The organism is Halarcobacter sp. (assembly GCF_963675975.1).
Lineage (GTDB): Bacteria > Campylobacterota > Campylobacteria > Campylobacterales > Arcobacteraceae > Halarcobacter.
In genome coordinates this window covers 2,283,985-2,307,051 of record NZ_OY780939.1, presented here as the reverse complement: position 1 = coordinate 2,307,051, position 23,067 = coordinate 2,283,985, and the positions used below count along the sequence as shown (strand labels likewise).

The following is a 23,067-nucleotide window of genomic DNA, read 5'->3' as shown; positions in this document are numbered from 1 at the left end:
TATTGGTATGAATAAAGAAATTTTAAAAGAGATTAATGTTTTATATGTAGAAGATGAAGATGAAGTTCGTGAATTTACAAGTAAAACTATAAGTAGTATTGTAAATCAAGTTGTTGTTGCCAAAGATGGTAAAGAGGGACTTGAAAAGTATTATGAAAATAATCAATTAAATCTTATCTTAACAGATATTAATATGCCTAGAATGGGTGGACTTGAGATGTGTAATATTATTAGGGAGAAAGATAAAGAGATCCCTATAGTAATCACAAGTGCACATAGTGACCCAAATTTTTTAAAAGAAGCTATTGATGTAAATGTAAGTTCATATGCAATGAAACCAATAGATTTATACCATTTAATTGATAGTATGATAAAAGCTGTTGAACCAATTTTCTTAAAGAAAAGATTAGAAAATATAACAAAAAACTTAGAACATAAAGTAGAAGAAGTAACAAAACAAACAAAGCTTTTACTTGATGCACAGGCTAATATAGTTTTTTTAACAAATTTATCAAAAATTGTTGAAGTAAACAAAAAATTCTTAGATTTTTTTGCTGTATCATCATATGAAGAGTTTTTAGCAACAAAAAAATCAATAGTTAGTCAATTTAAAGAGGATAAAAGATTTTTTAATAAAGCTATTGTTGACACAGATAGTCACTGGATTCTAGAGATTCAAAAACTAACTGAAGCTGATAGAGTTGTTAAAATGGAAAATAAATATGGTGAAGATAGAATTTTTACTGTTACAATTGATGATTACGAAAATAAAAAAGAACACTTTGTTATCTCTTTAACAGATATAACAACACTTAAAGAAAAATCAAATCTTTTAGAGTATCAAGCAACACATGACCAATTAACAGGATTATTTAACAGACAAAAATTTAATGATATTTTTCTAAAAGAGATAAAAAGAGATAAAAGATATGACAATGCATTATCAATTATAGTTTTTAATATAGATAATTTTACAAATATAATTGATAAATCAGGTAGAGATGTTTGCAATAATCTACTTAAAGATGTGGCTCAAATAGTAATTAATAGTGTTAGAGAGCATGATATAGTTGTAAGATGGGCAGAAGAAGAGTTTTTAATATTATTACCACAAACAGAAGTAACTGGAGCAAGTAGAGTTGCACAGAAAATATTAGAAAATATCCAAGAACATAATTTTCCTTATATTCTAGAAGAGATAACAGCTAGTTTTGGGATATCAAAACTTCTAGAAGAAGATAATGATATCTCTATTTTAAAACGAGTTGAAGATGCTTTGGCAAAAGCAAAAGAGGAAGGTAAAAATAAAATTATTTGTAATTAAAAATTAAAACTTTCCCCTAAATAGTGTTCCCTTACACTTCCATCACTTTTGATTTCATCAGCATTTCCAGATGCAAGTAAAGCTCCATTTTTCATAACATATGCCCTATCACAAATTTCAAGAGTTTCTCTAACATTATGGTCTGTAATTAAAACACCTATTCCTATTTTTGTTAATTCATGTATAATCTCTTGAATATCTTTAACAGCAATTGGATCAACTCCTGCAAAAGGTTCATCTAGAAGTAAAAATTTTGGTTTAGAAACTAAAGCTCTTGCTATTTCTGTTCTTCTTCTTTCCCCGCCAGATAAAGATACACCTTTTCTTTGTCTAATCGGTTCAATATTAAAAACTTCAAGTAACTCTTCAACTCTTTTGTGTTGCTCTTTTTTATCTTTAGTAACTATTTGAGCTGCTAGCATTAAATTATCTTCAACTGATAAGTCTTTAAAAATAGATGATTCTTGGGGCAAATATCCTATTCCTTTTAAAGCCCTTTTATGTAAAGGTAAAGAAGTGATGTTCTCTTCATCAAAATAGATTTTTCCTGCACTTGGAATAATTAGTCCGCAAACTGTATAAAATGTAGTTGTTTTACCTGCACCATTTGGTCCTAATAATCCAACAATTTCCCCTGAATTAACCTCTAAAGATATTCCATGTAATATTTGTGTTTTTTTAATACTTTTTTTAATATCTTCTACTCTTAATTTACTCATTTATTGTATATAACCTCTTATTATCTTTTTTTTCAATATTTAAAACAAGGATATTAAAACCATATGAGTTTAATATCTCTTCAAGTTTTTCATCACCCCACTCTACAAAGTGAATACCCTCTTTTTCAAACTCTTCAAGTAAGCCTAATGATATAAAATCTTCTAGTGTTTTATTGTAAACATCATAATGAAATATATTCTCACCATATATAGATTGTAAAGAAAAAGTTGGGGATGTTACAAGTTCATCTATATTAAGTGATTTAACAAAATTTTTAACAAATGTAGTTTTACCACTAGCTAAATCTCCACGTAAAATTACTACACAATTAAAATCTAAAGCATTTAGCTTTTCTTTTAATTTATTTACAATTTTTTCAATTTCATTTAATTCTAATAAATAAGTCAAAATTTTAAACCAATTGTGATGATATTTTAACTAATTCTTCAAGTTTATCTTTTGCTTTTTTACTATCAATTGTAGCTTTAGCAATCTCGATTCCTTCTTTCATATCTCTAGCTTTATTATCAACAACTAAAGCAGCAGCCGTATTTAAAAGTACAATATCAAGTTTTGCACCTTTTGTTACACCTGTTAAAATATCATAAGTAATTTTTGCATTTTCTTTACCATCACCACCAACTATTTCATCTTTAGAAGCCAGTTTTAATCCATACTCTTGTGGATCAATAACAAAATCTTCAATTTTCCCATTATCAAGTAATGTTGCAAATGATACATCTGATATAGATATTTCATCCATTCCGTCATTTGATGAAACAACCATAGACTTTTTAGCTTCTAGCATATCTAAAGCTGTAGCTATCCTATTTATGTATGCTTTATCAAATACACCAATTAATTGTTTAGAAACTGATGCTGGATTTGATAAAGGACCTAAAATATTAAAAATTGTTCTATGTGGAATTGATTTTCTAATAGGCATAATATATTTCATAGCTGGATGATGGTTTTGAGCAAACATAAAACAAAAACCAGTTTCCTCAAGCATTGTAACTGAATTTTCAATAGAAAGATTTAAGTTAATCCCTAAAGCTTCAAGCATATCAGCACTTCCTGATTTACTTGTAATACTTCTATTTCCGTGTTTTGCTACATAACAACCAGCAGCAGCTAATAAAATTGATACTGTACTTGAAATATTAAAACTATAACTTTTATCTCCACCTGTTCCTACTACATCAATAGCTTTTGTTTTTAAATCATAATGAACAGGTAAAGGAATCATATGATCTCTCATGGCACTAGCAGCTGCAGCAATCTCAGCAGCTGTTTCACCTCTTTCATATAATTCTATTAAATATTCCCTAACCTCTTCTTTTGGTAATTTGTTTTCAAATATATCATCAAATTTTAATTTAGCCATATTAAACATTTTTTATCCTTATATTATTTCAACATATTCTGACATTTTAGATTTAGGTGTAGATTTAGTAACAGGTATTTGAAGAACTTTAAATTTGTCTGTTTTTTCAAGATATTTAATTTCAATAATATCCCCTACTTTAACCTCTTTTGCTTTTTTAACTGGAAGATTATTTATAAAAACAACTTTGTGTTCTAACATATCTTCAGCAACAGCCCTTCTTTTTGTAATATTTACTGCATTTAAAAATTTATCTATTCTCATAGTCAAGATTATATCTAATTTTTATTAAAAACTTTTTTGTTATTAAAATATTACTTACAATAAAAAATATTTATATTTAATTCATTTAATAGTTTATTTTTGATAAAATATCCGCTTAAAATCGATTATAATAGGAATTATATTATGAGTAAAAAAGAAGTAAAAAAAGTTGTATTAGCTTATAGTGGTGGGCTTGACACTTCAACTATTTTAAAATGGCTTCAAGATGAATATAACGCAGAAGTTATTACATTCACTGCTGATTTAGGACAAGGTGAAGAGGTTGAACCTGCACGTGAAAAAGCTTTAGCTTGTGGTATTAAACCAGAAAATATTTTTATACTAGATATTAGAGAAGAATTTGTTAAAGATTATGTATTCCCAATGTTCAGAGCAAATGCAATTTATGAAGGTGAATACCTATTAGGAACTTCAATTGCTAGACCATTAATTGCAAAAAAACAAATTGAAATTGCAAATAAAATGGGTGCAGATGCTGTTTCTCACGGTGCAACAGGAAAAGGGAATGACCAAGTTAGATTTGAACTTGGATATTTAGGATTAAAACCTGATATTACTGTTATTGCTCCATGGAGAGAGTGGGATTTAAATTCAAGAGAAAAATTACTTGCGTATGCTAAGAAAAATGGTATTGAAATTGATAAAAAACACTTTGATGCAGATGGAAATCCAGCTATTAGCCCATATTCTATGGATGCGAATCTTTTACATATTTCATATGAAGGGTTACACTTAGAAAATCCAAATAATGAACCAGAAGAGTCTATGTGGCTATGGACAAATTCTCCAGAAGAAGCACCAGATGAAGCTGAATATATCACTATTGGATATAAAAATGGTGACCCTATTTCAATTAATGGTGAAGAATTATCACCTGCAACACTTCTTAAAAAACTTAATGACTATGGGAACAAACATGGTATAGGTAGAGTTGATATTGTTGAAAACAGATATGTTGGTATGAAAGCTAGAGGTTGTTATGAAACTCCAGGTGGAACAATTATGTTAAAAGCTCACAGAGCTATTGAATCTATTTGTTTAGACAGAGAAGAAGCACACTTAAAAGATGAATTAATGCCAAGATATGCAAAACTGATTTATCAAGGATATTGGTTCTCTCCTGAAAGAGAAATGCTTCAAGCTGCAATCGATCAAACTCAAGAAAATGTAGAAGGTACAGTAAGATTAAAACTTTATAAAGGAAATGTTACTGTAGTAGGAAGAGAATCTTCTAAATCTCTTTACTCTGAAGCTCACTCAACATTTGAAGAAGATGAAGTATACAATCAAAAAGATGCAGAAGGATTTATTAGATTAAATGCTTTAAGATTTATTATTGCAGGTCAAAAACAAAAATAGATTACATTCTGTATAATTTTTATAGAAAATGGTTATTTAATGACCATTTTCTGTCTCCATTTTGTATCAAAAGCTTAGTATAATAACTTTAATCGATATATTAATGCTTTTGCTATCAAATTCTATTAAATATAAGATTTCTATATTCTATTGTTATGGAAAATTTTATGAACTACTTAAAAGACTTAGAAAAAATAATCAATATAAACTCATATACTCAAAATAAAAATGGTGTTGATGAAGTTGGAAATATTATGACTTCATGGTTAAAACCTTTAGGTTTTGAAAAAACTGTTTTTAAAAGAGAACTAATTGGTGATCATTTATTGTTTAAAACAGCCAAAAAAGAGGGAACAAAAATACTTCTTTTAGGACACAATGATACAGTATTTCCCCAAGGCTATTTTGAAAGCTTTAAAGAGGATGAAGAATGGGTTTATGGTCCTGGTGTTTGCGATATGAAAGGTGGCAATATAGTTGCCTTACAATCTTTAAGAAATATATTTGAAAAAAACAAAAAGATTTTTAATATAGATTTTCTATTAGTTTCAGATGAAGAAACAGGAAGTGATGATTCAAAAGAAGTTACCTCTTCAATAGCAAAAGATTATGATTATTGTTTTGTATTTGAAGCAGCTGGAGCTAATTTAGAGCTAGTAACAGCTAGAAAAGGTGTAGGAAAATATATTATAAAAGTTGAAGGAAAAGCCAGCCATGCAGGAACTTCTTATAAAAAAGGTATCAATGCTAATTTAGAGGGTGCAATTAAACTGCAAAAATATCATGAGTTAATAGATTTTGAAGAAGGCACTATTGTGAATGTTGGCAAAATGGAGGGTGGTATAGGAATAAATACTGTATCTCCACACTGTGAACTTATGATGGAGTTTAGGTTTGATAAAAAAGAGGAAGAGTTAAGAGTTGTTAAAGAAGTTGAAAGAATTACAGCTACTTCTTATGTTGAAGGTACAAAATCTCATGCAGATGGTATTATTCAAAGAGGAGTTATGGAAGAAAATGATAAGCAATTAAAATTAATAAGCTTTTTTGAGGAACTAACACAACAGAGTATATCAAGAGAGAAAAGAGGTGGAGTAAGTGATGCAAATATTGTTGCAAGTTGTGGAACAACAACTTTAGACGGATTTGGTCCATATGGGGATGGGGATCATACTGTAAATGAAAGAGCATTAAAAAGTTCTTTTGAGCAACGTATTTCTATGATGACAAAGATATTAGACTACTATCAAAAAAATTAAACTAATTTATATAGGGGATAAAATGGGAAGAAAAAAGATTGGTATGTGGTTATACCAAAATGGTGGAGGAGATATAATACAAGAGAAAATGATCTCTTTATTGGATAAAAAAGGTATTGATGTTATTCCAAATATCAACTTAAGAGATGCAATAGCAAAAAATGGTCATATAATTTGGAATGATATTAAATTAGATAAGTTAGATCTTTTCTTTTCTTACAATGCAGGGGAACAAACACAATATCAAATGTATTTGTATAAAGCACTAAATAAAGTGATTCCTATGATAAATACTTATGAATCATTTGAACTTACAGAAGATAAATTTCATACATCATTTTTACTAAGAAGAAATAAAATACAAACAGCAGACTATAAATTATGTCATAGAGATGATACTCATCAATTAAAAGCAATTATGAAAAAATGGGATAAAATGGTATATAAACCAACTGATGGTTGGGGTGGTGTTGGATTAACAAAAATTGAAAATGAAGAAACACTAGATGTATTATTGCCTTTTTTAAATCAAATGGATTTACGATATTTTTATGTAGAAAAATTTATTGATTATGATAATACTGATTTTAGAATTGATATTGTAGATGGAAAGTTTGTTGGTGGCTATGGAAGAAAAGCTGGAGGAAACGATTGGAGAACCAATATTACAAGTGGTGGTAGTGTTTTTCAAAGAGAGATTCCTGAAAGTGTAATCAAATTGGCACTTAATGCTGTTAAAGTTACAGGGCTTGATATTGGTGGAGTTGATATAATTTATGATAGAAAAAAAGAGGAATATATTGTACTTGAGGTAAATGGTATTCCAGCATTTATAACACCAGAACAAGAAAAAATTGGTATAGATTATAATGATAAGAAAATTGAATTAATTGTTGATTTAATAGATAGAAAAATAAATAAAAAATAAAGGACTATTTGTATGAAGAATTTACCAAAATTAGGTTTTTTGTATCTTGATTATGTTTTAAGATTTTTTGACCATTCTAATTTTAAAGGTTGGCCTGACAAAATTGAATCTGTAACCTATCATTGGAAAAATGATAAAGATAGATTTATAAAAGAGGTAAAAAAGAAAAAGATTGATATCTTAATTGGTAATATTCCTGCAACAGCATACGATACATTTGTTGAGATATCAAAAGAATTACCTAATGTTAGATTTGTTCCATCTTTAGAAACACAATTTTCAAATAAATCAAAAGAAAATGTTACCCTATTTTGTAAAAAATATGGTTTATCTATTCCAAAAACAAAAATCTTTTATGATAAGGAAAAAGGTTTTAATTATCTAAAAAATAAAGCTAAATATCCTCAGATAATTAAAAGATCATATGGTCCTTCAAATTATGGTGGATATTTTGTACATAAAGCTGATAATTATAAAGAAGCAAAAAAACTACTAGAAAAAGAGAAATATAATCCAATCTATACACAAGATGCGATTGATTTAAAATACTCAGGTGATATTAGAGTTATGCTAGTTGGGCATAAACCAGTTTGTGCATTTTGGAGATTTTCAGGAGAAGGTGAATGGATTACAAACACTTCACAAGGTGGTTCAATGTCATATGATAATATCCCAATGAATGCTTTAGAATTAGCTGTAGAAGCAAGTAAAGCTGCTAAGGCTGAGTATTGGGCTTGTGATATAGCAATAGATGCTAAAACTGATAAAGCATATATTTTAGAATGTGCAACTGCTTTTGCAGCATTTCCTTATATTAGAGATTGGATTTGTCAATATTTGATGTGGGATTTCTCAAATGGAAGATTTCCTCTGCCTCATATACCTCTTTTTTCTTGGGAAGAATTAGGTAAAATCGATTCATCACTATTAAGAACTATGAGACATATTGGATTTAGCAAATATAAACCATCTTGTGATGGAACTTGGTATTTAAATGATCCAAAAGATAGTTTTGATATGGAAAAAGCTGAGTTAAGTGATCCAAGTGATGTTCCTGACTCAATTGCACCTGAAAAGTTACCTATTAAAAAAGATTTAAATAAAACACCAAAAAAGAATGAGCTTATTATTGAAAAAATAAACTTTAATAGTGCATCATTAACAGATATTATGACACTTCATGGTATGGAAGAGAATCTTGCTTTAGAGATACATGAATATACAAAAGAAAATGTTATTACTGACTCAAGTGACTTATTAGAGTTAGAATCAATAGATGAACAAATGATAAAAATTTGGAATGAAAATCTTGATGATATGAGAGTTGATGTAAATGATGCTGATGAATCTGTTTTAAAGAAGATAAAAGGTATTGGTGCTAAACTTGCAAAAATTATTTTAGACTATAGAGAAAAAGTAAAAGGTTTTAAATCTATTGATCAATTAAAAGAGATAGAAGGCATTGGTAAAAATAAACTTGCCCAACTAAAATCGAGACTAAAAGTAGGAGAATAGCATTTGAAGCAATTATATCGCTCATATGAAGAATCAACTAATATTTTTAAAGAGTATCAAGAAAAATATCCTAACAATATAAAAATAGAATCTATTGGACATACTTGGGAAAAAAGAGAAATAAATCTTATCACTATCTCAGGAGATATAAAAAATGCAGATTCAAAACCTGCTTTATTTTATACAGGAACAATTCATGCTAGAGAGTGGATTGGCCATGAGTTGGCAATAGAGTTTACAAAATATATTTTAGATAACATTGAACATGATCCAACTTTACAAAAATATCTTAAAAAATCAACTATTTATATGGTTCCTTGTGCCAACCCTGATGGGTATGAGTATTCAAGAACTCATTTTTCTTTTTGGAGAAAAAATAGAAGAGTAAATGCTGATGGCTCATATGGAGTAGATTTAAACAGAAACTTTCCAATAGGATATGTAAAATCAACCTCTACCACATCAAATGTTTACGGAGGACCTGAGCCATTTAGTGAACCAGAAACAAGAGCTTTAAGAGATTTTGTCGAAGCCCATGAAAATATAACTATTGCTTTGGATTATCACTCTCAAGGTAATGTATTTTTCCCAGCTCACGATTTTAGGCATGAAGATACTATTGATACAACAGATATGAATGTTTTATGTGCAAATATGGCAGAAGAGATAAGAAAAATTTCTGGAAGAGAATATGGTATTCATCAAGGGAAACCACCTACAAAACTTATTTCAGGAAGTGGTAGAGAGTTTTACCATTCAAAAGATATTATCTCTACTGTTGTTGAAGTGGGAACTAGAAATATATCTGATTATATGAATGATATGGATGAAAATATAAGAGAACATATTCCAGCCTTATTGGTTGCATTAAGGGAAGCTCCAAATTATTCTAAAAACAATTCAGTAAAAAGGGTTAACTCTTTTGAAATTACAGAGATTGGATCAAACCATGTAAAGTTAAAATGGGATTATGAAAAGCATGAAGATATATTTTTTGAAATATATAGAGCAAAAAGAAATAAATATTTTTGTAAAACCTCAAATTTGATTGCTAGAACACAAGCCTTAGAGTTTACAGATATTAATCTAGAAACAAATAAAGACTATTTTTATAATATTAGAGTTGTAAATAAAAAAACCTTTGAAAAATCTCCATTTTATCCACAAATTAGTTTAAGAACAGATCCAGAGTATGATGAGTTTAGTAGAACTTATTATGCAATGGCAAAAGAAACAGGATATGTGGCTGAAAATTTAAATGACAATGCTAAACATTTTGGGGTAAATTCATTGTTTGTTGGAGTTGATGAAAACAAAGGTGTATCTTATGCTGTAGTTAGTGTTAGTTTACAATCCTTAGCTGAAAATACAATAATAAAAAATGCATCATTTAATCTATATCCCATAAATAGAGTTTCTACAACAATTGAAAAATATGGGGAATGGAATGTTGGTATTGTAAATCAAGATACAATGGGAGATATTACAAACTTTGATGATGTAGATAATATGGAGATTATTAAATATGTAGGAAGACCTACTCAATCTCACCAACTAACACAAGGTATATGGAGAAGCTGGGAATTTTCAGGTATTGAGTGCGAAGCTTTACAAAATGTATTTGAAAAATATGGAAAAGTTGTTTTTAGAGTAGAAGGTCCAAAAGAGTTAATAATTGGTCGAACAAGACAAATGATGCAATGGGATATTGGTTATGGTAAATTTGGTTATGGTTTACCTTTTAGACCAAGATTAGAAATCACATACACAGTTAAACCAAATATTATTGAACTTTTCCCAAAAGCTGTTTATACAGTATCAAAAGATAGTGTAGTGGAAAATGAAGTTAGTGCTGGCTTTGACAGTGAAGGTAAAAAGATCTATTCTACTTTTGAATTTAACCTTTCATCTCTTCCAACTTTTGATTATACGATGATTACAAAAGCCTATTTTGAATTAAACTCAACAAATATCTATATTAAAGATGATATTAGATTTCATTTAGAGTTTGTTGATGAGAATATTGATAAAGATTATAATGGTATTACAAATAGAGAGATTATCCAAACAATTGGATTTGATGTTAGTGCTGCTGAATTAAAAAACAATCAAACTCAATATTTTCCTTTCGATAGTTATTCAGAAATAAATTTAAATGAAAAACTAAAAGATAAATCGGATATTGCATTTGTTTTAAAACCAACCTCTTCTCAAAAATCTATAAAAAATAAAAAAGTATCATGGGAGATAAAAAATCAAAATTTATCTCCAAAATTAATTATTGAATATATTCCAAAAAGAAGATACCCAATTGAAAAAGTTACAAATGCAAAACTTACAAAAGAGAATGGAAAAATAAAACTTACTTGGGATAATCCAAAAAATTCAGACCTAAAAGGTGTAAAAGTTATAAAAAATGCCTTTAGAAAGCCCTACTCTACCCACGATGGACAAAAACTTTATGCGGGAATGGATAATTACACTTTTGATGATTTTGGAGCAAAAGATATAGATAAGTATTACGCATTATTTACCTATGATGAAGTACCAAATTACTCAGAACCTGTAATTATTGAATATAAAGCAAATTAAGAGTTTACTCTTTTTTTGCTCCTTGCAATTTTCAATTTCAAAAGCTATAATAATTTTTTTTAAATCAACAATAGGACTTAAAATGTTAATGAAATTTAAAGAATTTTACCCAAAAGTTGATCCAACTGCTTGGGTTGCACATAGTGCTGATGTTATAGGTGATGTAGAGATAGGAGAAAATTCATCAGTATGGTTTCAATGTGTTATAAGATCGGATGTTAATAGTGTTAGAATTGGAAAAAATTCAAACATTCAAGACCTATCAATGATTCACACAGATGTTGATACTCAGACAATTATAGGGGATAATGTTACTATTGGTCATAAGGTTATGCTTCATGGCTGTAAAATTGAAAATAATTGTTTAATTGGAATGAGTGCAACTATTTTAGATAATGCTGTTATTGGTGAAGGTTCAATTGTGGGAGCTAATTCTCTTGTTACTTCAGGAAAAGTATTTCCACCTAAAAGTTTAATTATGGGAAGTCCTGCAAAAGTTGTTAAGCAATTAACAGATGAGGATGTAGAAAAACTTATAAAACATGCCCAACACTATGTTGAATATAAAAATGAGTATACCTAAGCATAAAGATTTTCTTTGTGCTTATTTAGTACATACAAACTTATTTTCATATTCACCTGTTCTATAGTTAAGTACAGTCTTATATTTATAAGTCATACCTTTATTTAGACATTCTTCTTTAGATATTTCATTATTGCTACAAGCACAAAAAAATATAACACTAATAAATGAAAATAAGATTGACTTTTTCATCTTTTTTACCTCTACATTACCTCTAATGACTTAAGACAATTATTTAATAACTCTTTTATATCAAAAGGTTTACTAATATAATCACACGACTCAAATGCACAAGATTGATCAAATAGTTTAGGATCATAAGCTGATGTAACTATACAAGGAACACTTGGGTTGATCTCTTTAATATCTGATAACATAGTTATACCATCTTTTTCTGGCATATATACATCAGTAATAATCAAATCAACTTTATTGTTGTTAAAAAGTTCTAATCCCTCTTGTCCATCTTTTGCAACTAAAACATTAAACACATAGTTTAAACATTTTTCTACATTTGATCTAATAACACCTTCATCTTCTACATAAAGGACTGTAAAATCTTTAAAATCCATAATAGACTCCTTATATATTAGAAGTATATTAAGCAATAGTATCAAAATAGTATTATTTTTAAAGAAATAGTATTATTTTAGGTTAATTCTGTATCCAAAACCATAAACATTTTCAATATCGAGCTCAGGAATTTTTTTTCTTAATCTAGAAATTATGTTTTTTAAGTTTGAAATATCAGGTGCAGTATTTGAATCATCTGCCCAAATAAAATTTAATATTTCATCTACCGTATGGGTTTTTTCGCAATATTTAAATAGTATTTCTAAAAGTAGTAATTCTTTTCTTGTCAATTTAACAGGCTCATTCTCTTTTAATAGTTCATTTGATTCTTTATTCCAAGAAAGGTTTTCATTTATTCTCAAGATAGGTGAAAACTCTTTTTGTATTGTATTATGTGACTCATAATATTCTTTTAACTTTGTATATAAAACATGAACAAAACTATCATATATTAAAGGTTTTGTTATAAAATGAGAGATTCCAATATTTACTAATTCTAAAAGATATTTAGTTTCACTGTGCGCTGATAATACTATTAAAAGTTGTTCTTTATTCTCTTTGTATATTAATTTAGACATTTCAATACCATCCATATTTGGCATTTTAATATCAGTTATAACTAAATCATAATAAGAATCATTTTCTTGTCTAAATAGTAAATATTTTTCAATTCCTTCTTTTCCATCTCTTGCTATATCAACATGATTGAAAATTAAACCTAAAAGTTCAGAAGTCTCTTTTATAATATTTTCATCATCTTCAACAAAAAGAACTTTTATATCTTTAGCATATTTTTCAAACAATACATAATCAACCATTTTAGCTCCAAAAAAGAATTAATAAATTATACTATAATATAATTTATTTTATTAATAGGCAAAAAATGGAAAAGAGATTTTTTAAAGAGCTTTTAAACAATACCATTGAGGGTATATTAATTATAAAAGATGGTTTTATTGAAGATATAAACAATTCCATGTTAAATATTCTTGATTATAAAGATAAAAATGAAGTTGTAGGTAAACTTGCTACGGGGATACTAATACCAAATGTACAAAAAAAATATTTAGAATACAATAATGAGGTTTTTGAAGAGGTATCACTTGTCTCTAAAAATGCGAAAATTGTTCCTGCCATTATTAAAATAAAAGATATAGATTTTAAAGATGAAGTTTATAAATTAGTATTTATACAAAATTTAACTGAATTAAAAAAGAAAGAGATGTTGTTATTAGAACAATCAAGAATGGCAGCTATGGGTGAAATGATATCAATGATTGCCCATCAATGGAGGCAACCTTTATCATCAATTGCAGCAGCTACTTCAAATCTTAAATTTAGAGTAAATTTAGAAAAGTATGAAAAAGATGTTTTTAATAAGAAACTAACAGATATTGATAAATATCTAAATTATATGTCAACAACAATAGATGATTTTAGAAATTTTTTTAAAACAAAAAAAGAGAAAGAAGCAGTTAGTTTAGATGAAGTTATTGACAACAGCTTGGAGATGATAGAAAAAGCATTTGAAAACAATAATATTAAAATTATCAATAATAAAAAGAATTTGCCTAAAATATATATTTTTAAAAATGAGTTATTACAAGTTATTTTAAATGTATTTAATAATTCAAAAGATGCTTTTAAAGAACAAAAAATAAAATCTAATGCTTTTGTAACAGTAGATTATAAAGATGAAGATTATTATCAAATAATAGAGGTGTCTGATAATGCAGGTGGAATAAGAGAAGAGATTCTTGATAAGATTTTTGATCCATATTTTTCTACAAAAGACAAAAAAAATGGTACTGGTATTGGTCTTTATATGTGTAAAATAATTCTTGAAAAACATTGTGATGGACAAATAACTGCAAGTAATATTCCAAATGGTGCATGTTTTAGAATTAAAATTGCTAAATAGTTATATAAACAAATTCTAACCAAAAATTAGATATCCTACTTGCCTTTTAAAAAGAATAAAAATTAGGTAAATCGATGAAAGTAGTAACAGGAGTAGTAGGTAACGATATCCATGTCGTTGCTAATAGACTAATTGAACTATCACTACAAGCTAGAGGCTTTGAGGTATTTAACTTAGGAGTTAATACATATCTTGAAGAGTTTGTTGATGCAGTGATTGAAACAAATGCAGATATATTATTAATATCATCTTTAAATGGTGAGGCAGAGGGTTGGTGTAGAGAAGTAAAAGTTCTTAAAGCTAAATATGGTTCTCTTTTAGACAATGTAGTATTTATGATTGGTGGGAATCTAGTTGTTGGTACAGGGAATGCTGACGATATTGTTCCAAGATTTAAAAATTATGGTTTTGATTTAGTATTCCATCAAGTTGATTTAAATACTGGACTAGATGAATTAGAAAAATTTCTGAAAGAGAATAAAAAATGAGTTTATTACAAGAAGAAAGAAAAATCATATTAGGTAATGAATATGTAGATAATTTTGATTTTGCAGAAGTTGAAGAGTTTGTTAAAAACGCTTCAAAAGATCTTTTTATCTCTCATAATTTTAAAACAAAAAACAAAATGCTTGTACAACCTAGGGGTGGGTTTCCAACATATAATAAAATGTTTGCACTTTATGAATTTTTTGATAAAGCAAACGTAGACGTATTACCATGTACAATTGACTCAAATACAAGACTTAATGATTATGCAACTTCAGAAAAGATGTTAAGACTTAGTGAAGAGAGTGAAGTTGATATGCTAAATGGTTATCCATTGATTAATCATGGGTATAGAACAACAAGAAAAATGATGACTCATTTTAATAAACCTATATCTTTAAGACATGGAACTCCTGATGCTAGACTTTTAATTGAAACAGCAATTGCTTCGGGAATTTTTGAAATAGAAGGTGGTCCAATCACTTACCTTTTACCCTACTCTAAAAACTTTCCATTAGATAAAGCATTTTTATACTGGAAATATGTAGAAAGAGTATGTGCAAACTATTCAAAACTAAATGAACCAATAAACAGAGAATCTTTTGGTCCTTTAACAGCAACATTAGTTCCACCATGCATTACTATTGTAATACAACTTTTAGAGATGTTATTATCACTTGAAGAGGGAGTTAAATCTTTCTCTGTATCATTTTCTCAAAGTGGTTCAGTGAATCAAGATATTGTAATGGGTAATGTTATTAGAAAACTTGCAAAATATTATGCAAACGAGATTGATTGTGGTGATGCGCAAATCCATTTAGTATATCACCAATGGATGGGAGCATTTCCTGAAGATCAAAACTATGCTACTCAACTAATTAGTATGAGTACAGCTATTGCTTCAATGGTTGGAGCTGATAAGATTATTACAAAAACTAAACAAGAAGCATCAGGTATTCCAACAAAAGAAGCAAATGCTGAAACAGTTGCAAATACTCAATATCTACTTAGAATTTTAAGTGGTTTACCTAAAATTGTTGATGAAGAGGAAGAAGAGATATTAACAGCAGAAGTTATGGCAATAATGGAAGCTGTATTCAATGATAATGCAGATACATTATGGAGAAAAGTATTTAACTCTATTAAAAATGGAATTATAGATGTTCCTTTCTCTCCACATATTATTAACCACAACAATATGATTACAATTAGAGATAAAAATAAAAATATTAGAATCATAGATAGAGGAAAAGTTCCTATTCCTGACAAATGTTTTGAATATGAAAGATCTAAATGTGACTTAACAAAAGATACAACATCAATTGTTAATGATATTATCCATGATATAGGGATTATGCAATGAGTGAAATAAATGAAAAACTATTAATAGATGTGGGAAGTACATATTTTAAAGTGTGTACTCCTCAAAAAGTGGAACAACATTTTAGAGATTTCAATAAAGATATTTTTGATGATTTAACTTACAAATGTGGTGATACAATCCATAATTATAAAAAAGATGATGTTTTTATCTGTTCATCTGCTAATGGTGGATTAAGTACTTTAATTATAGGAATTACAAACTCTTTTTCATTAAAGTTTGCTACAAATATTGCTTTTAACTCTGGTATTAATATTATAGATACAGTTTTATACAAAGATATTGAAAACACATCTGTTCCTAGTGATATGATTGATGTTGTAATCCTTGTTGGTGGAATTGATTCAGTCTCAAATATATTTGATGAAAAACTTTTTTCTTATTTAGAAAAAATAAATTACTCAAATATAGTTTATGTTGGAAGTAAACAAGATAGTTCTTATTTACAGGAAAATATTGAGAATCTAGTTGTTTTACCAAATATTATAACTGATAGACTTCATGTTGAAGAGGAGCATTTAAAAGAGTATTTAACAAACCTTTATCAAGCTGATATTATGGGTAAAGAGGATATTAAACACCTTTATGAAATCACTTCAAACCAAATCTACTCTACTCCATATATTGTAAATAAAACTCTTCCAATTGTTGGTACTAAATTTGCTGTTGCAAATCCATTTATTTTAATAGATATTGGTGGAGCTACAACAGATATTCATTATTCAAAAGATTTAGTTGATGAAAATATGGTAACTGAGAATGAATATGATAGATTAGTATTTAAAAAACTTGGTGTTTATAAATCAAAAGAATCTTTAATTTTTGCAGCAAAAAACAATGAATTTGTATATGAGCTTTTGGCACATTTAAAAGTAACTGAAAATATTTTTGATGAAAATAGTGAAAAAGCAACAAGAATTTTAATGCAACTTGCGATATTCTTAGTACTATGTAAAGTTTCTAGTTTCAGAAAAGCTTATATAAATTTAAAACTTTTATCTTTAAATTCTATTGTTTTAACAGGTGGAATTACAAAAGTATTAAAAAAAGAAGAGATAGAAGATATTGTTTCATTCTTCTATAAAAAAATATTAAACTCAGGCCATAACCCAGCTGTTGTAATGGATTTAAATTACGATATCTGGACTTTGGGTATGAATAAAGGAGAGTAGATGTCAATTAATTGTATTAGAGCACTTATAGAAGATGCAAACTTATCACATCCTGATAAGATTGCAATTAAACATGATGATAAGAGTATTACATATAAAGAGCTTTTTACAAAGGTAAATCAAGTAGCCTTTTATCTAAATGAATTAGATCTTCCAAAAGGGAGTAGAATTGGAATTTATTCTAAAAAAAGTATTGACCAAGTTATAGCAATACTTGCCATTTTATCTACCAATTATGTACTTGTACCACTTACAAGACTCCTTAAAAGTGAACAAGTTGAGTATATTATTAATGATTGTGATATTAGATGTATTATAACTGATAGAATCAAACTTGAATCTATTGAAGAGATTGCTTTTGATGGACATATAATCTCTTATGAAACTACACATAAAGATATTGCATCTTTTGAAGAGATATTTAAATACTATAATAAACCTTATACATGTGAGGTAAATGGTCACGATAATGCTGTTATCACTTATTCATTTGGACTTACAGGAACCCCAAAAGGTATTGTTATATCACACAGAAATCTAATTGATAGTGCAAGAGTAGTTTCTCAATATCTAAAATTAGAAGAAGATGATGTATTATCAGGGATATTGATTTTTAATTTAGATTATGGATTAAATCAAATTTTTTGTTCTTTATACAAAAGAGCAACTTTAGCTTTACATAGGTTTATTTTACCAGGAGATTTTTTCAATCATTTAATTAATGATGAAGTTACAGTAGTTGCACTAATGCCTGTAACTATTACATCTATGTTTGATGAAGATGAACACAGGCTTCCAAGTCCTGAGTTATTATCAAATATTAAAACAATCACTTCTTCAGGTGGTAATGTAACATTAAAAATGGTACAAAAAGTGAAGAAATACTTTCAAAATGTTGAATTTTATTCTATGCATGGTTTAACAGAAGCCTTTAGATCAACATATTTAGAACCTTCTCAAATAAATATTAGACCAGAGTCTATTGGAAAAGCAATTCCAGGAGTAGAACTTTATGTGGTTAATGAAGAGGGGAAAGAGTGTAAACCAAGGGAAGTTGGAGAGCTTATCCATAGAGGTGGATATATCTACAAAGGTTTCTGGAATGCTCCTGAAGAGACTTCTCAAAGATTTAAATCTATACAAATTCTAAAAGATGTAATTAACCTAGAGGGACAATTAAGAGATGAGATAGTTGTTGCAACTGGTGATTATGTATATAAAGATGAAGAGGGATATTTTTATTTTGTTTCAAGACGTGATGATATGATTAAAACTAGAGGTTTTAGAGTTAGTCCACTTGAGATAGAATCTGTTGTAAGAAAAAATCTTCCAACTATAGAACAATGCGCAATATTCTCTATTCCAAATGCTGAAATAGAAGAAGAGATTGTGATGGTATATAGTTCAAGAAGTGAATTAGCTCCTAAAGAGATCACTTTTGAATTAAAAAAACACCTTGCTTCGTATATGATTCCAACAAAGATTATTTATAAAAAATCTCTACCTTTAGTTCCTAGTGATAGGAATAAAATCAACAAAGAAGATTTAAAAGCTGAACTTTTAGATACTTTAAATTAGTTTTTATGTACAGTATTTTTACTGTACATAAATTTTAAATTTTCTCTTTTTCTTGACCTAGGTCTATTTTTTTTCACTTTTTTTAATCTATAATTTTTTAAATAAAAAATAAAGGGATAAAATGAAAAGAGTAATTTTTCTAACAACAATCTTAGCTTCTGTTGCTTTTGCTAATCCTTATGCTAAATGTGTAGCATGTCATGGGGCAAATGGAGAGAAAGTTGCATTAGGCAAATCAAAAGTTATTAAAGATATGACAAAAGCAGAAATAATCGAATCATTACATGGATATAAAAATGGTACTTATGGAGGAGCTTTAAAAGGTATGATGAAAGGTCAGGTTAATAATTTAAGTGATGAAGATATAAAAGCTATAGCGAATCAAATAGGTAAGTAATAATTTATTATTTATGTATTAAATGTTACTAATTGAAAAGATTTCTTTAATTATTTAAATTTTTCATTTTTTTTAACTATTAATTGTAAATTAAATAAAAATATTAGTTAAGTTATATTAAAATAATTTCAATAAAAAAAGAAAAAAAGGAAATCTATGAAAAAATTAGTAATGGCAGCGGCGATTGTATCATGTTCTATCTCATTTGCAGGTGCAACTGAACTATATACAAAATGTGTACAATGTCATGGTGCAAATGGTGAAAAAGTAGCTTTAGGTAAATCTAAAATTATAAAAGATATGACAAAAGCTGATTTTGTTGCAGCAATGAAAGGTTACAAAGATGGTTCATACGGTGGACCAATGAAAGCAATTATGAAACCTCAAGCAGCAGGATTATCTGACGCTGATATTCAAGCTATTGCTGATTTTATTGTTAAATAATAAGAGTGGGTTCTCCTACTCTTAATTAGTCAAACTCTATTCTATCTCTACCATTAGCTTTTGCTTTATAAACATTATTATCTGCTTTTTTAATCATTTCATCTTTTGATTTACAATCTTTATAAAATGAAATACCCATACTAACAGTTATTGATATATCTTTTTTGAGATGATAAATTCTTTGTGATTTAATATCTTCTCTTAAATCGTTTAATTTATGAATTAAATTATCTTTATTTGTAAAACATAAAATAATAAACTCTTCTCCACCATACCTATATACTTGTCCATTTAGATTTATCGCATGTTTTTTTAGTTTTTCACCAAGTAAAGATAAAACCTTATCTCCAGTGTCATGACCAAAGTTATCATTTATCCCTTTAAATCTATCTGCATCAACAAATACAGCACAAAGATCCCTACTATTATTTTGATTAATATATATATTTAAATCTGCTTCCATTTTCCTTCTATTATAAACATCAGTTAAATGGTCTCTATGCATTTTATCTTCTAATAAAGCTTTTTCTCTCATCAATTGCTCTATTAAATTATCTTTATAATCTTCTTGAATATCAGTGTTTTTTTGTTCTAAAATTTTTCCAAAATGAAATTCAAATATATCATTTTTAAAAGAGTAATCTATTTTTTTACACTCAATAATAAGTTGTGGCTTATCTTCACCTAAACCATTTGTAATAGTTACCTTATCTAGCTGTTTTATAGTATATTTAATTCTATCTTCTTGAATAATAGGTTGTAATAACTCTTTTTTCCAGTATAGTGATGTTTCTTTTTCTAATATAGTTGCTTTTTTATATAAAATATCTTTGAAAAGTTCTTTGTTTACTGAAATCTTGTACATATGAAATAATATCAATAAATTACTATAATCAATATAAATATCAAAAATTTTTATTTTTAATTATAAGAATTATTTATAATATTACTTATCTATTTTTAATATTTATTTATGTATTATTCAACGAAATTTCTTCAAAATTAAAGGACAATTATGCAATTAAGAGAAAAATTTAACCCTATGTGTTTTTTAGCATCATTGGGTGCTGGTGGACTTTCTGTCTCATTTTTTATGTATCTTATGTTTTTAGTTCCACATAAAGATGCACCTATGGCAACATACAACCATATATTTCCTGAGCTTATAAAAGGAACATGGTTATCTTTTGTTATAGTCTTTGCTTTAGTTTTTATTATAGTTTTTGCTTTTTTTCATTTTAAAATACTTATTTGGAATGTAAAGCAGTTTAATATGTATAAAAAAACAGATTCTTATCAAAATTTATTAAATTCAAATGCAGAAATTACACTTATGACTATTCCTCTAACATTTGCGATGACTATTAATGTTTGTTTTGTTTTAGGCGCTGTATTTGTACCTAATCTTTGGTCTATTGTTGAATATATGTTTCCTTTTGCACTTTTAGGATTTATAATTACAGGTTTCTATGCCCTTAAAATATCTTTTAATTACTTTTCAAGATTATTAACTACAGGAGAGTTTGATTTTACAAAAAACAATAATTTATCACAAATGATATCAATATTTTCTTTATCTATGATAGCTGTTGGTTTTGCTGCTCCTGGAGCAATGAGTCATAATTTAACAGTTAATGCAATTGGTATATTTGGTGCCCTATTCTTTGCTTCTTATGCAATTTTACTTGTAATTATTAAGATTACAATGGGATTTAAAAATATGTTTGAACAAGGAATCTCTTTAGAAGCTTCACCTTCACTTTGGATCCTTTTACCAATTTTAACACTTTTAGGAATTATGATGATTAGAGTATCTTTTGGTTTAGATCATAATTTCAATTCTCCAATTGATAGATCATCTTTATTTACTTTAACAACATCTATTCTTTCTTTAGAGATTATATTTGGAGTGTTAGGTTATAAGGTAATGAAATCGAATGGTTATTTTGATAAATATATATATTCTGATGAAGTTAAATCATCAATATCTTTTGCTTTAATTTGTCCAGGTGTTGCTTTTTTTGTTTTTGGAATGTTTTTTCTAAACTTTGGATTGGCATTTAATGGAGTTGTAGATAAGTATTCAATTGCCTTTTTAATACTTATGTTACCATTTATGTTTATTCAATTTAAAACAGCAAAAGTGTTTTTTGTATTAAAATCTAAATTCAAATTTTAAATAAATAGAACCTTTATGGTTCTATTTATCCTGGGTAATTACTCTCTAATTTTTCGTATAAATCTTTAAAACTTACATCTTCCATTTTTTCTAAAATTGAAACCATAACAACGTTGTCTTCGTCACCATTCCAGATTTTAGTATAAGTTCCCTCTTTATATCCATGGTCTTGTCTAAATTTATTTAAACAGTTTTTACCAATATATAGTTTTTGAAGCCAGTTAAATGATAATCCAGAGATTTTACAACATCTAAAGAATTGATCAATAAATCTCTCAACTCCACTAAATGTAGGCATATTACCTGTTTCTATAGCTAAAGAGATATAAGATAACTTCTCTGCTTCTTTAACCATTGATTTAACATCAATCTCTTCTAAAGCTTCATAAATACAATGAGTATTTACTAAAGATACAGCTTTAGGTACATTTGTTTCTTGTAAAATATATGACATTAAGAAATGCCAGATATCTACTAATTCCACATGAATATTGTTCATATCTGGTTCTGCATTGATATTTTTCCAGTGCTTCCATGGTGTAGAGTCAATTAATTCTGCAACTTCCATATGGATACATCTTAGCCAATTAATCTCTTTACCAAATTTATTAACACCTAATTCCCAGTTTTTACCGTTTGTCGAATCGTTTAACTCTTTTTGTAGTAGAAACATCTCTTCTAATTTATGAGGAAATGATGAAGCCTCTTCTAAAAGTTCAGCTAAAGGTAAACACTCCTCTACTAAATTATCTAAAGTTTTATTATTTGGTAGATTTTTATCCCCTTTTAACAAATGAATAATTAATGAAACTGTATAAGGGACATCATCTTTTTCTTCCCATTCTAATATATCTGATGGTGTAACTCCAATATAATGTACAAAATCCTCTATTGATGGGAATCCTAAAGCTTTTATACTATCTTTTAATTCTTTATATAACAAATTTCTACTCCTAAATTAAGTAAATAAGGTTAATATTTTAC

At 27.6% G+C, this 23,067-nt stretch carries 24 protein-coding genes; 15 read left to right on the top strand and 9 right to left on the bottom strand.

What is annotated here, in order from left to right; all coding sequences use genetic code 11:
* Positions 1-7 precede the first annotated feature (7 nt).
* Positions 8-1,324, top strand: coding sequence for a diguanylate cyclase (locus ACKU3H_RS11305; RefSeq protein WP_320033967.1), 1,317 nt, complete (start codon positions 8-10; stop codon positions 1,322-1,324).
* Here the strand turns inward: ACKU3H_RS11305 and lptB are convergent.
* Genes lptB through ACKU3H_RS11285 form a run of 4 tightly spaced genes read right to left on the bottom strand, consistent with a single transcriptional unit; the run spans position 1,321 to position 3,695 of the window.
* Entirely contained in the window at positions 1,321-2,043 is a 723-nt protein-coding gene (gene lptB, locus ACKU3H_RS11300; RefSeq protein ID WP_320033966.1) for an LPS export ABC transporter ATP-binding protein, read from the bottom strand. The genes ACKU3H_RS11305 and lptB overlap by 4 nt on opposite strands.
* The gene (gene tsaE / locus ACKU3H_RS11295; protein WP_320033965.1) at positions 2,036-2,452 is read right to left on the bottom strand and encodes a tRNA (adenosine(37)-N6)-threonylcarbamoyltransferase complex ATPase subunit type 1 TsaE; all 417 of its coding nucleotides are present in this window, start codon (positions 2,450-2,452) and stop codon (positions 2,036-2,038) included. The genes lptB and tsaE overlap by 8 nt, the downstream gene beginning before the upstream one ends.
* A gap of 4 nt (positions 2,453-2,456) precedes the next feature.
* Positions 2,457-3,440, bottom strand: a complete 984-nt coding sequence (trpD, locus tag ACKU3H_RS11290) for an anthranilate phosphoribosyltransferase (protein ID WP_320033964.1) — start codon at positions 3,438-3,440, stop codon at positions 2,457-2,459.
* A 9-nt stretch (positions 3,441-3,449) separates the two neighbouring features.
* Positions 3,450-3,695, bottom strand: a complete 246-nt coding sequence (locus ACKU3H_RS11285; RefSeq protein ID WP_320033963.1) for a S4 domain-containing protein — start codon at positions 3,693-3,695, stop codon at positions 3,450-3,452.
* A 144-nt stretch (positions 3,696-3,839) separates the two neighbouring features.
* Between ACKU3H_RS11285 and ACKU3H_RS11280 the strand changes: the two genes are divergently transcribed.
* The 6 genes from ACKU3H_RS11280 (at position 3,840) to ACKU3H_RS11255 (ending at position 11,952) form a co-directional block, all read left to right on the top strand.
* Positions 3,840-5,075 carry an argininosuccinate synthase gene (locus ACKU3H_RS11280; protein WP_320033962.1) on the top strand — a complete coding sequence of 412 codons (1,236 nt, stop codon included), beginning with the start codon at positions 3,840-3,842 and terminating at the stop codon, positions 5,073-5,075.
* 167 nt (positions 5,076-5,242) lie between these two features.
* Positions 5,243-6,334 (top strand): M20 family metallopeptidase, encoded by a 1,092-nt coding sequence (locus ACKU3H_RS11275; RefSeq protein ID WP_320033961.1) that lies wholly within the window; start codon positions 5,243-5,245, stop codon positions 6,332-6,334.
* 22 nt (positions 6,335-6,356) lie between these two features.
* Positions 6,357-7,262, top strand: coding sequence for an ATP-grasp domain-containing protein (locus ACKU3H_RS11270; protein WP_320033960.1), 906 nt, complete (start codon positions 6,357-6,359; stop codon positions 7,260-7,262).
* Between the two features lie 12 nt (positions 7,263-7,274).
* Positions 7,275-8,777 carry a helix-hairpin-helix domain-containing protein gene (locus ACKU3H_RS11265; protein WP_320033959.1) on the top strand — a complete coding sequence of 501 codons (1,503 nt, stop codon included), beginning with the start codon at positions 7,275-7,277 and terminating at the stop codon, positions 8,775-8,777.
* 3 nt (positions 8,778-8,780) lie between these two features.
* A complete protein-coding gene (locus tag ACKU3H_RS11260) occupies positions 8,781-11,369 on the top strand; it encodes a M14 family zinc carboxypeptidase (protein WP_320033958.1) in 2,589 nt (862 codons plus the stop codon).
* 82 nt (positions 11,370-11,451) lie between these two features.
* Positions 11,452-11,952, top strand: coding sequence for a gamma carbonic anhydrase family protein (locus ACKU3H_RS11255; protein ID WP_320033957.1), 501 nt, complete (start codon positions 11,452-11,454; stop codon positions 11,950-11,952).
* 21 nt (positions 11,953-11,973) lie between these two features.
* On the opposite strand, the gene ACKU3H_RS11250 is transcribed toward ACKU3H_RS11255, so the two are convergent.
* The 3 genes from ACKU3H_RS11250 to ACKU3H_RS11240 form a co-directional block, all read right to left on the bottom strand.
* Complete coding sequence (locus tag ACKU3H_RS11250; protein WP_320033956.1) at positions 11,974-12,144, bottom strand: hypothetical protein; 171 nt, start codon at positions 12,142-12,144, stop codon at positions 11,974-11,976.
* 11 nt (positions 12,145-12,155) lie between these two features.
* On the bottom strand, positions 12,156-12,524 hold the full coding sequence (locus tag ACKU3H_RS11245; RefSeq protein ID WP_320033955.1) for a response regulator: 369 nt from the start codon (positions 12,522-12,524) through the stop codon (positions 12,156-12,158).
* A gap of 72 nt (positions 12,525-12,596) precedes the next feature.
* Complete coding sequence (locus ACKU3H_RS11240; protein ID WP_320033954.1) at positions 12,597-13,343, bottom strand: response regulator transcription factor; 747 nt, start codon at positions 13,341-13,343, stop codon at positions 12,597-12,599.
* A gap of 65 nt (positions 13,344-13,408) precedes the next feature.
* Here ACKU3H_RS11240 and ACKU3H_RS11235 point away from each other — a divergent pair, with 65 nt between their 5' ends.
* The 7 genes from ACKU3H_RS11235 to ACKU3H_RS11205 all read left to right on the top strand — a co-directional run bounded on the left by ACKU3H_RS11235 (position 13,409) and on the right by ACKU3H_RS11205 (position 19,904).
* Entirely contained in the window at positions 13,409-14,446 is a 1,038-nt protein-coding gene (locus tag ACKU3H_RS11235; protein WP_320033953.1) for a HAMP domain-containing sensor histidine kinase, read from the top strand.
* Positions 14,447-14,520: 74 nt separating this feature from the next.
* Positions 14,521-14,934, top strand: a complete 414-nt coding sequence (glmS, locus tag ACKU3H_RS11230; RefSeq protein WP_320033952.1) for a methylaspartate mutase subunit S — start codon at positions 14,521-14,523, stop codon at positions 14,932-14,934.
* Complete coding sequence (locus ACKU3H_RS11225) at positions 14,931-16,295, top strand: methylaspartate mutase (protein ID WP_320033951.1); 1,365 nt, start codon at positions 14,931-14,933, stop codon at positions 16,293-16,295. Before glmS ends, ACKU3H_RS11225 begins: the two co-directional genes overlap by 4 nt.
* A complete protein-coding gene (locus ACKU3H_RS11220; RefSeq protein WP_320033950.1) occupies positions 16,292-17,485 on the top strand; it encodes a glutamate mutase L in 1,194 nt (397 codons plus the stop codon). Before ACKU3H_RS11225 ends, ACKU3H_RS11220 begins: the two co-directional genes overlap by 4 nt.
* Entirely contained in the window at positions 17,486-19,063 is a 1,578-nt protein-coding gene (locus ACKU3H_RS11215) for an AMP-binding protein (protein ID WP_320033949.1), read from the top strand.
* 121 nt (positions 19,064-19,184) lie between these two features.
* On the top strand, positions 19,185-19,460 hold the full coding sequence (locus ACKU3H_RS11210) for a c-type cytochrome (protein ID WP_320033948.1): 276 nt from the start codon (positions 19,185-19,187) through the stop codon (positions 19,458-19,460).
* Positions 19,461-19,616: 156 nt separating this feature from the next.
* Positions 19,617-19,904: a c-type cytochrome gene (locus tag ACKU3H_RS11205; protein WP_320033947.1), complete on the top strand. Its 288-nt coding sequence runs from the start codon at positions 19,617-19,619 to the stop codon at positions 19,902-19,904.
* A gap of 25 nt (positions 19,905-19,929) precedes the next feature.
* Here the strand turns inward: ACKU3H_RS11205 and ACKU3H_RS11200 are convergent, their stop codons facing one another.
* Positions 19,930-20,769, bottom strand: coding sequence for a GGDEF domain-containing protein (locus ACKU3H_RS11200; RefSeq protein WP_320033946.1), 840 nt, complete (start codon positions 20,767-20,769; stop codon positions 19,930-19,932).
* A gap of 150 nt (positions 20,770-20,919) precedes the next feature.
* Between ACKU3H_RS11200 and ACKU3H_RS11195 the strand changes: the two genes are divergently transcribed.
* Positions 20,920-22,083 (top strand): TsoY family (seleno)protein, encoded by a 1,164-nt coding sequence (locus tag ACKU3H_RS11195; RefSeq protein WP_320033945.1) that lies wholly within the window; start codon positions 20,920-20,922, stop codon positions 22,081-22,083.
* Positions 22,084-22,108: 25 nt separating this feature from the next.
* Here the strand turns inward: ACKU3H_RS11195 and ACKU3H_RS11190 are convergent, their stop codons facing one another.
* A complete protein-coding gene (locus ACKU3H_RS11190) occupies positions 22,109-23,026 on the bottom strand; it encodes a dUTP diphosphatase (protein WP_320033944.1) in 918 nt (305 codons plus the stop codon).
* Positions 23,027-23,067 lie beyond the last annotated feature (41 nt).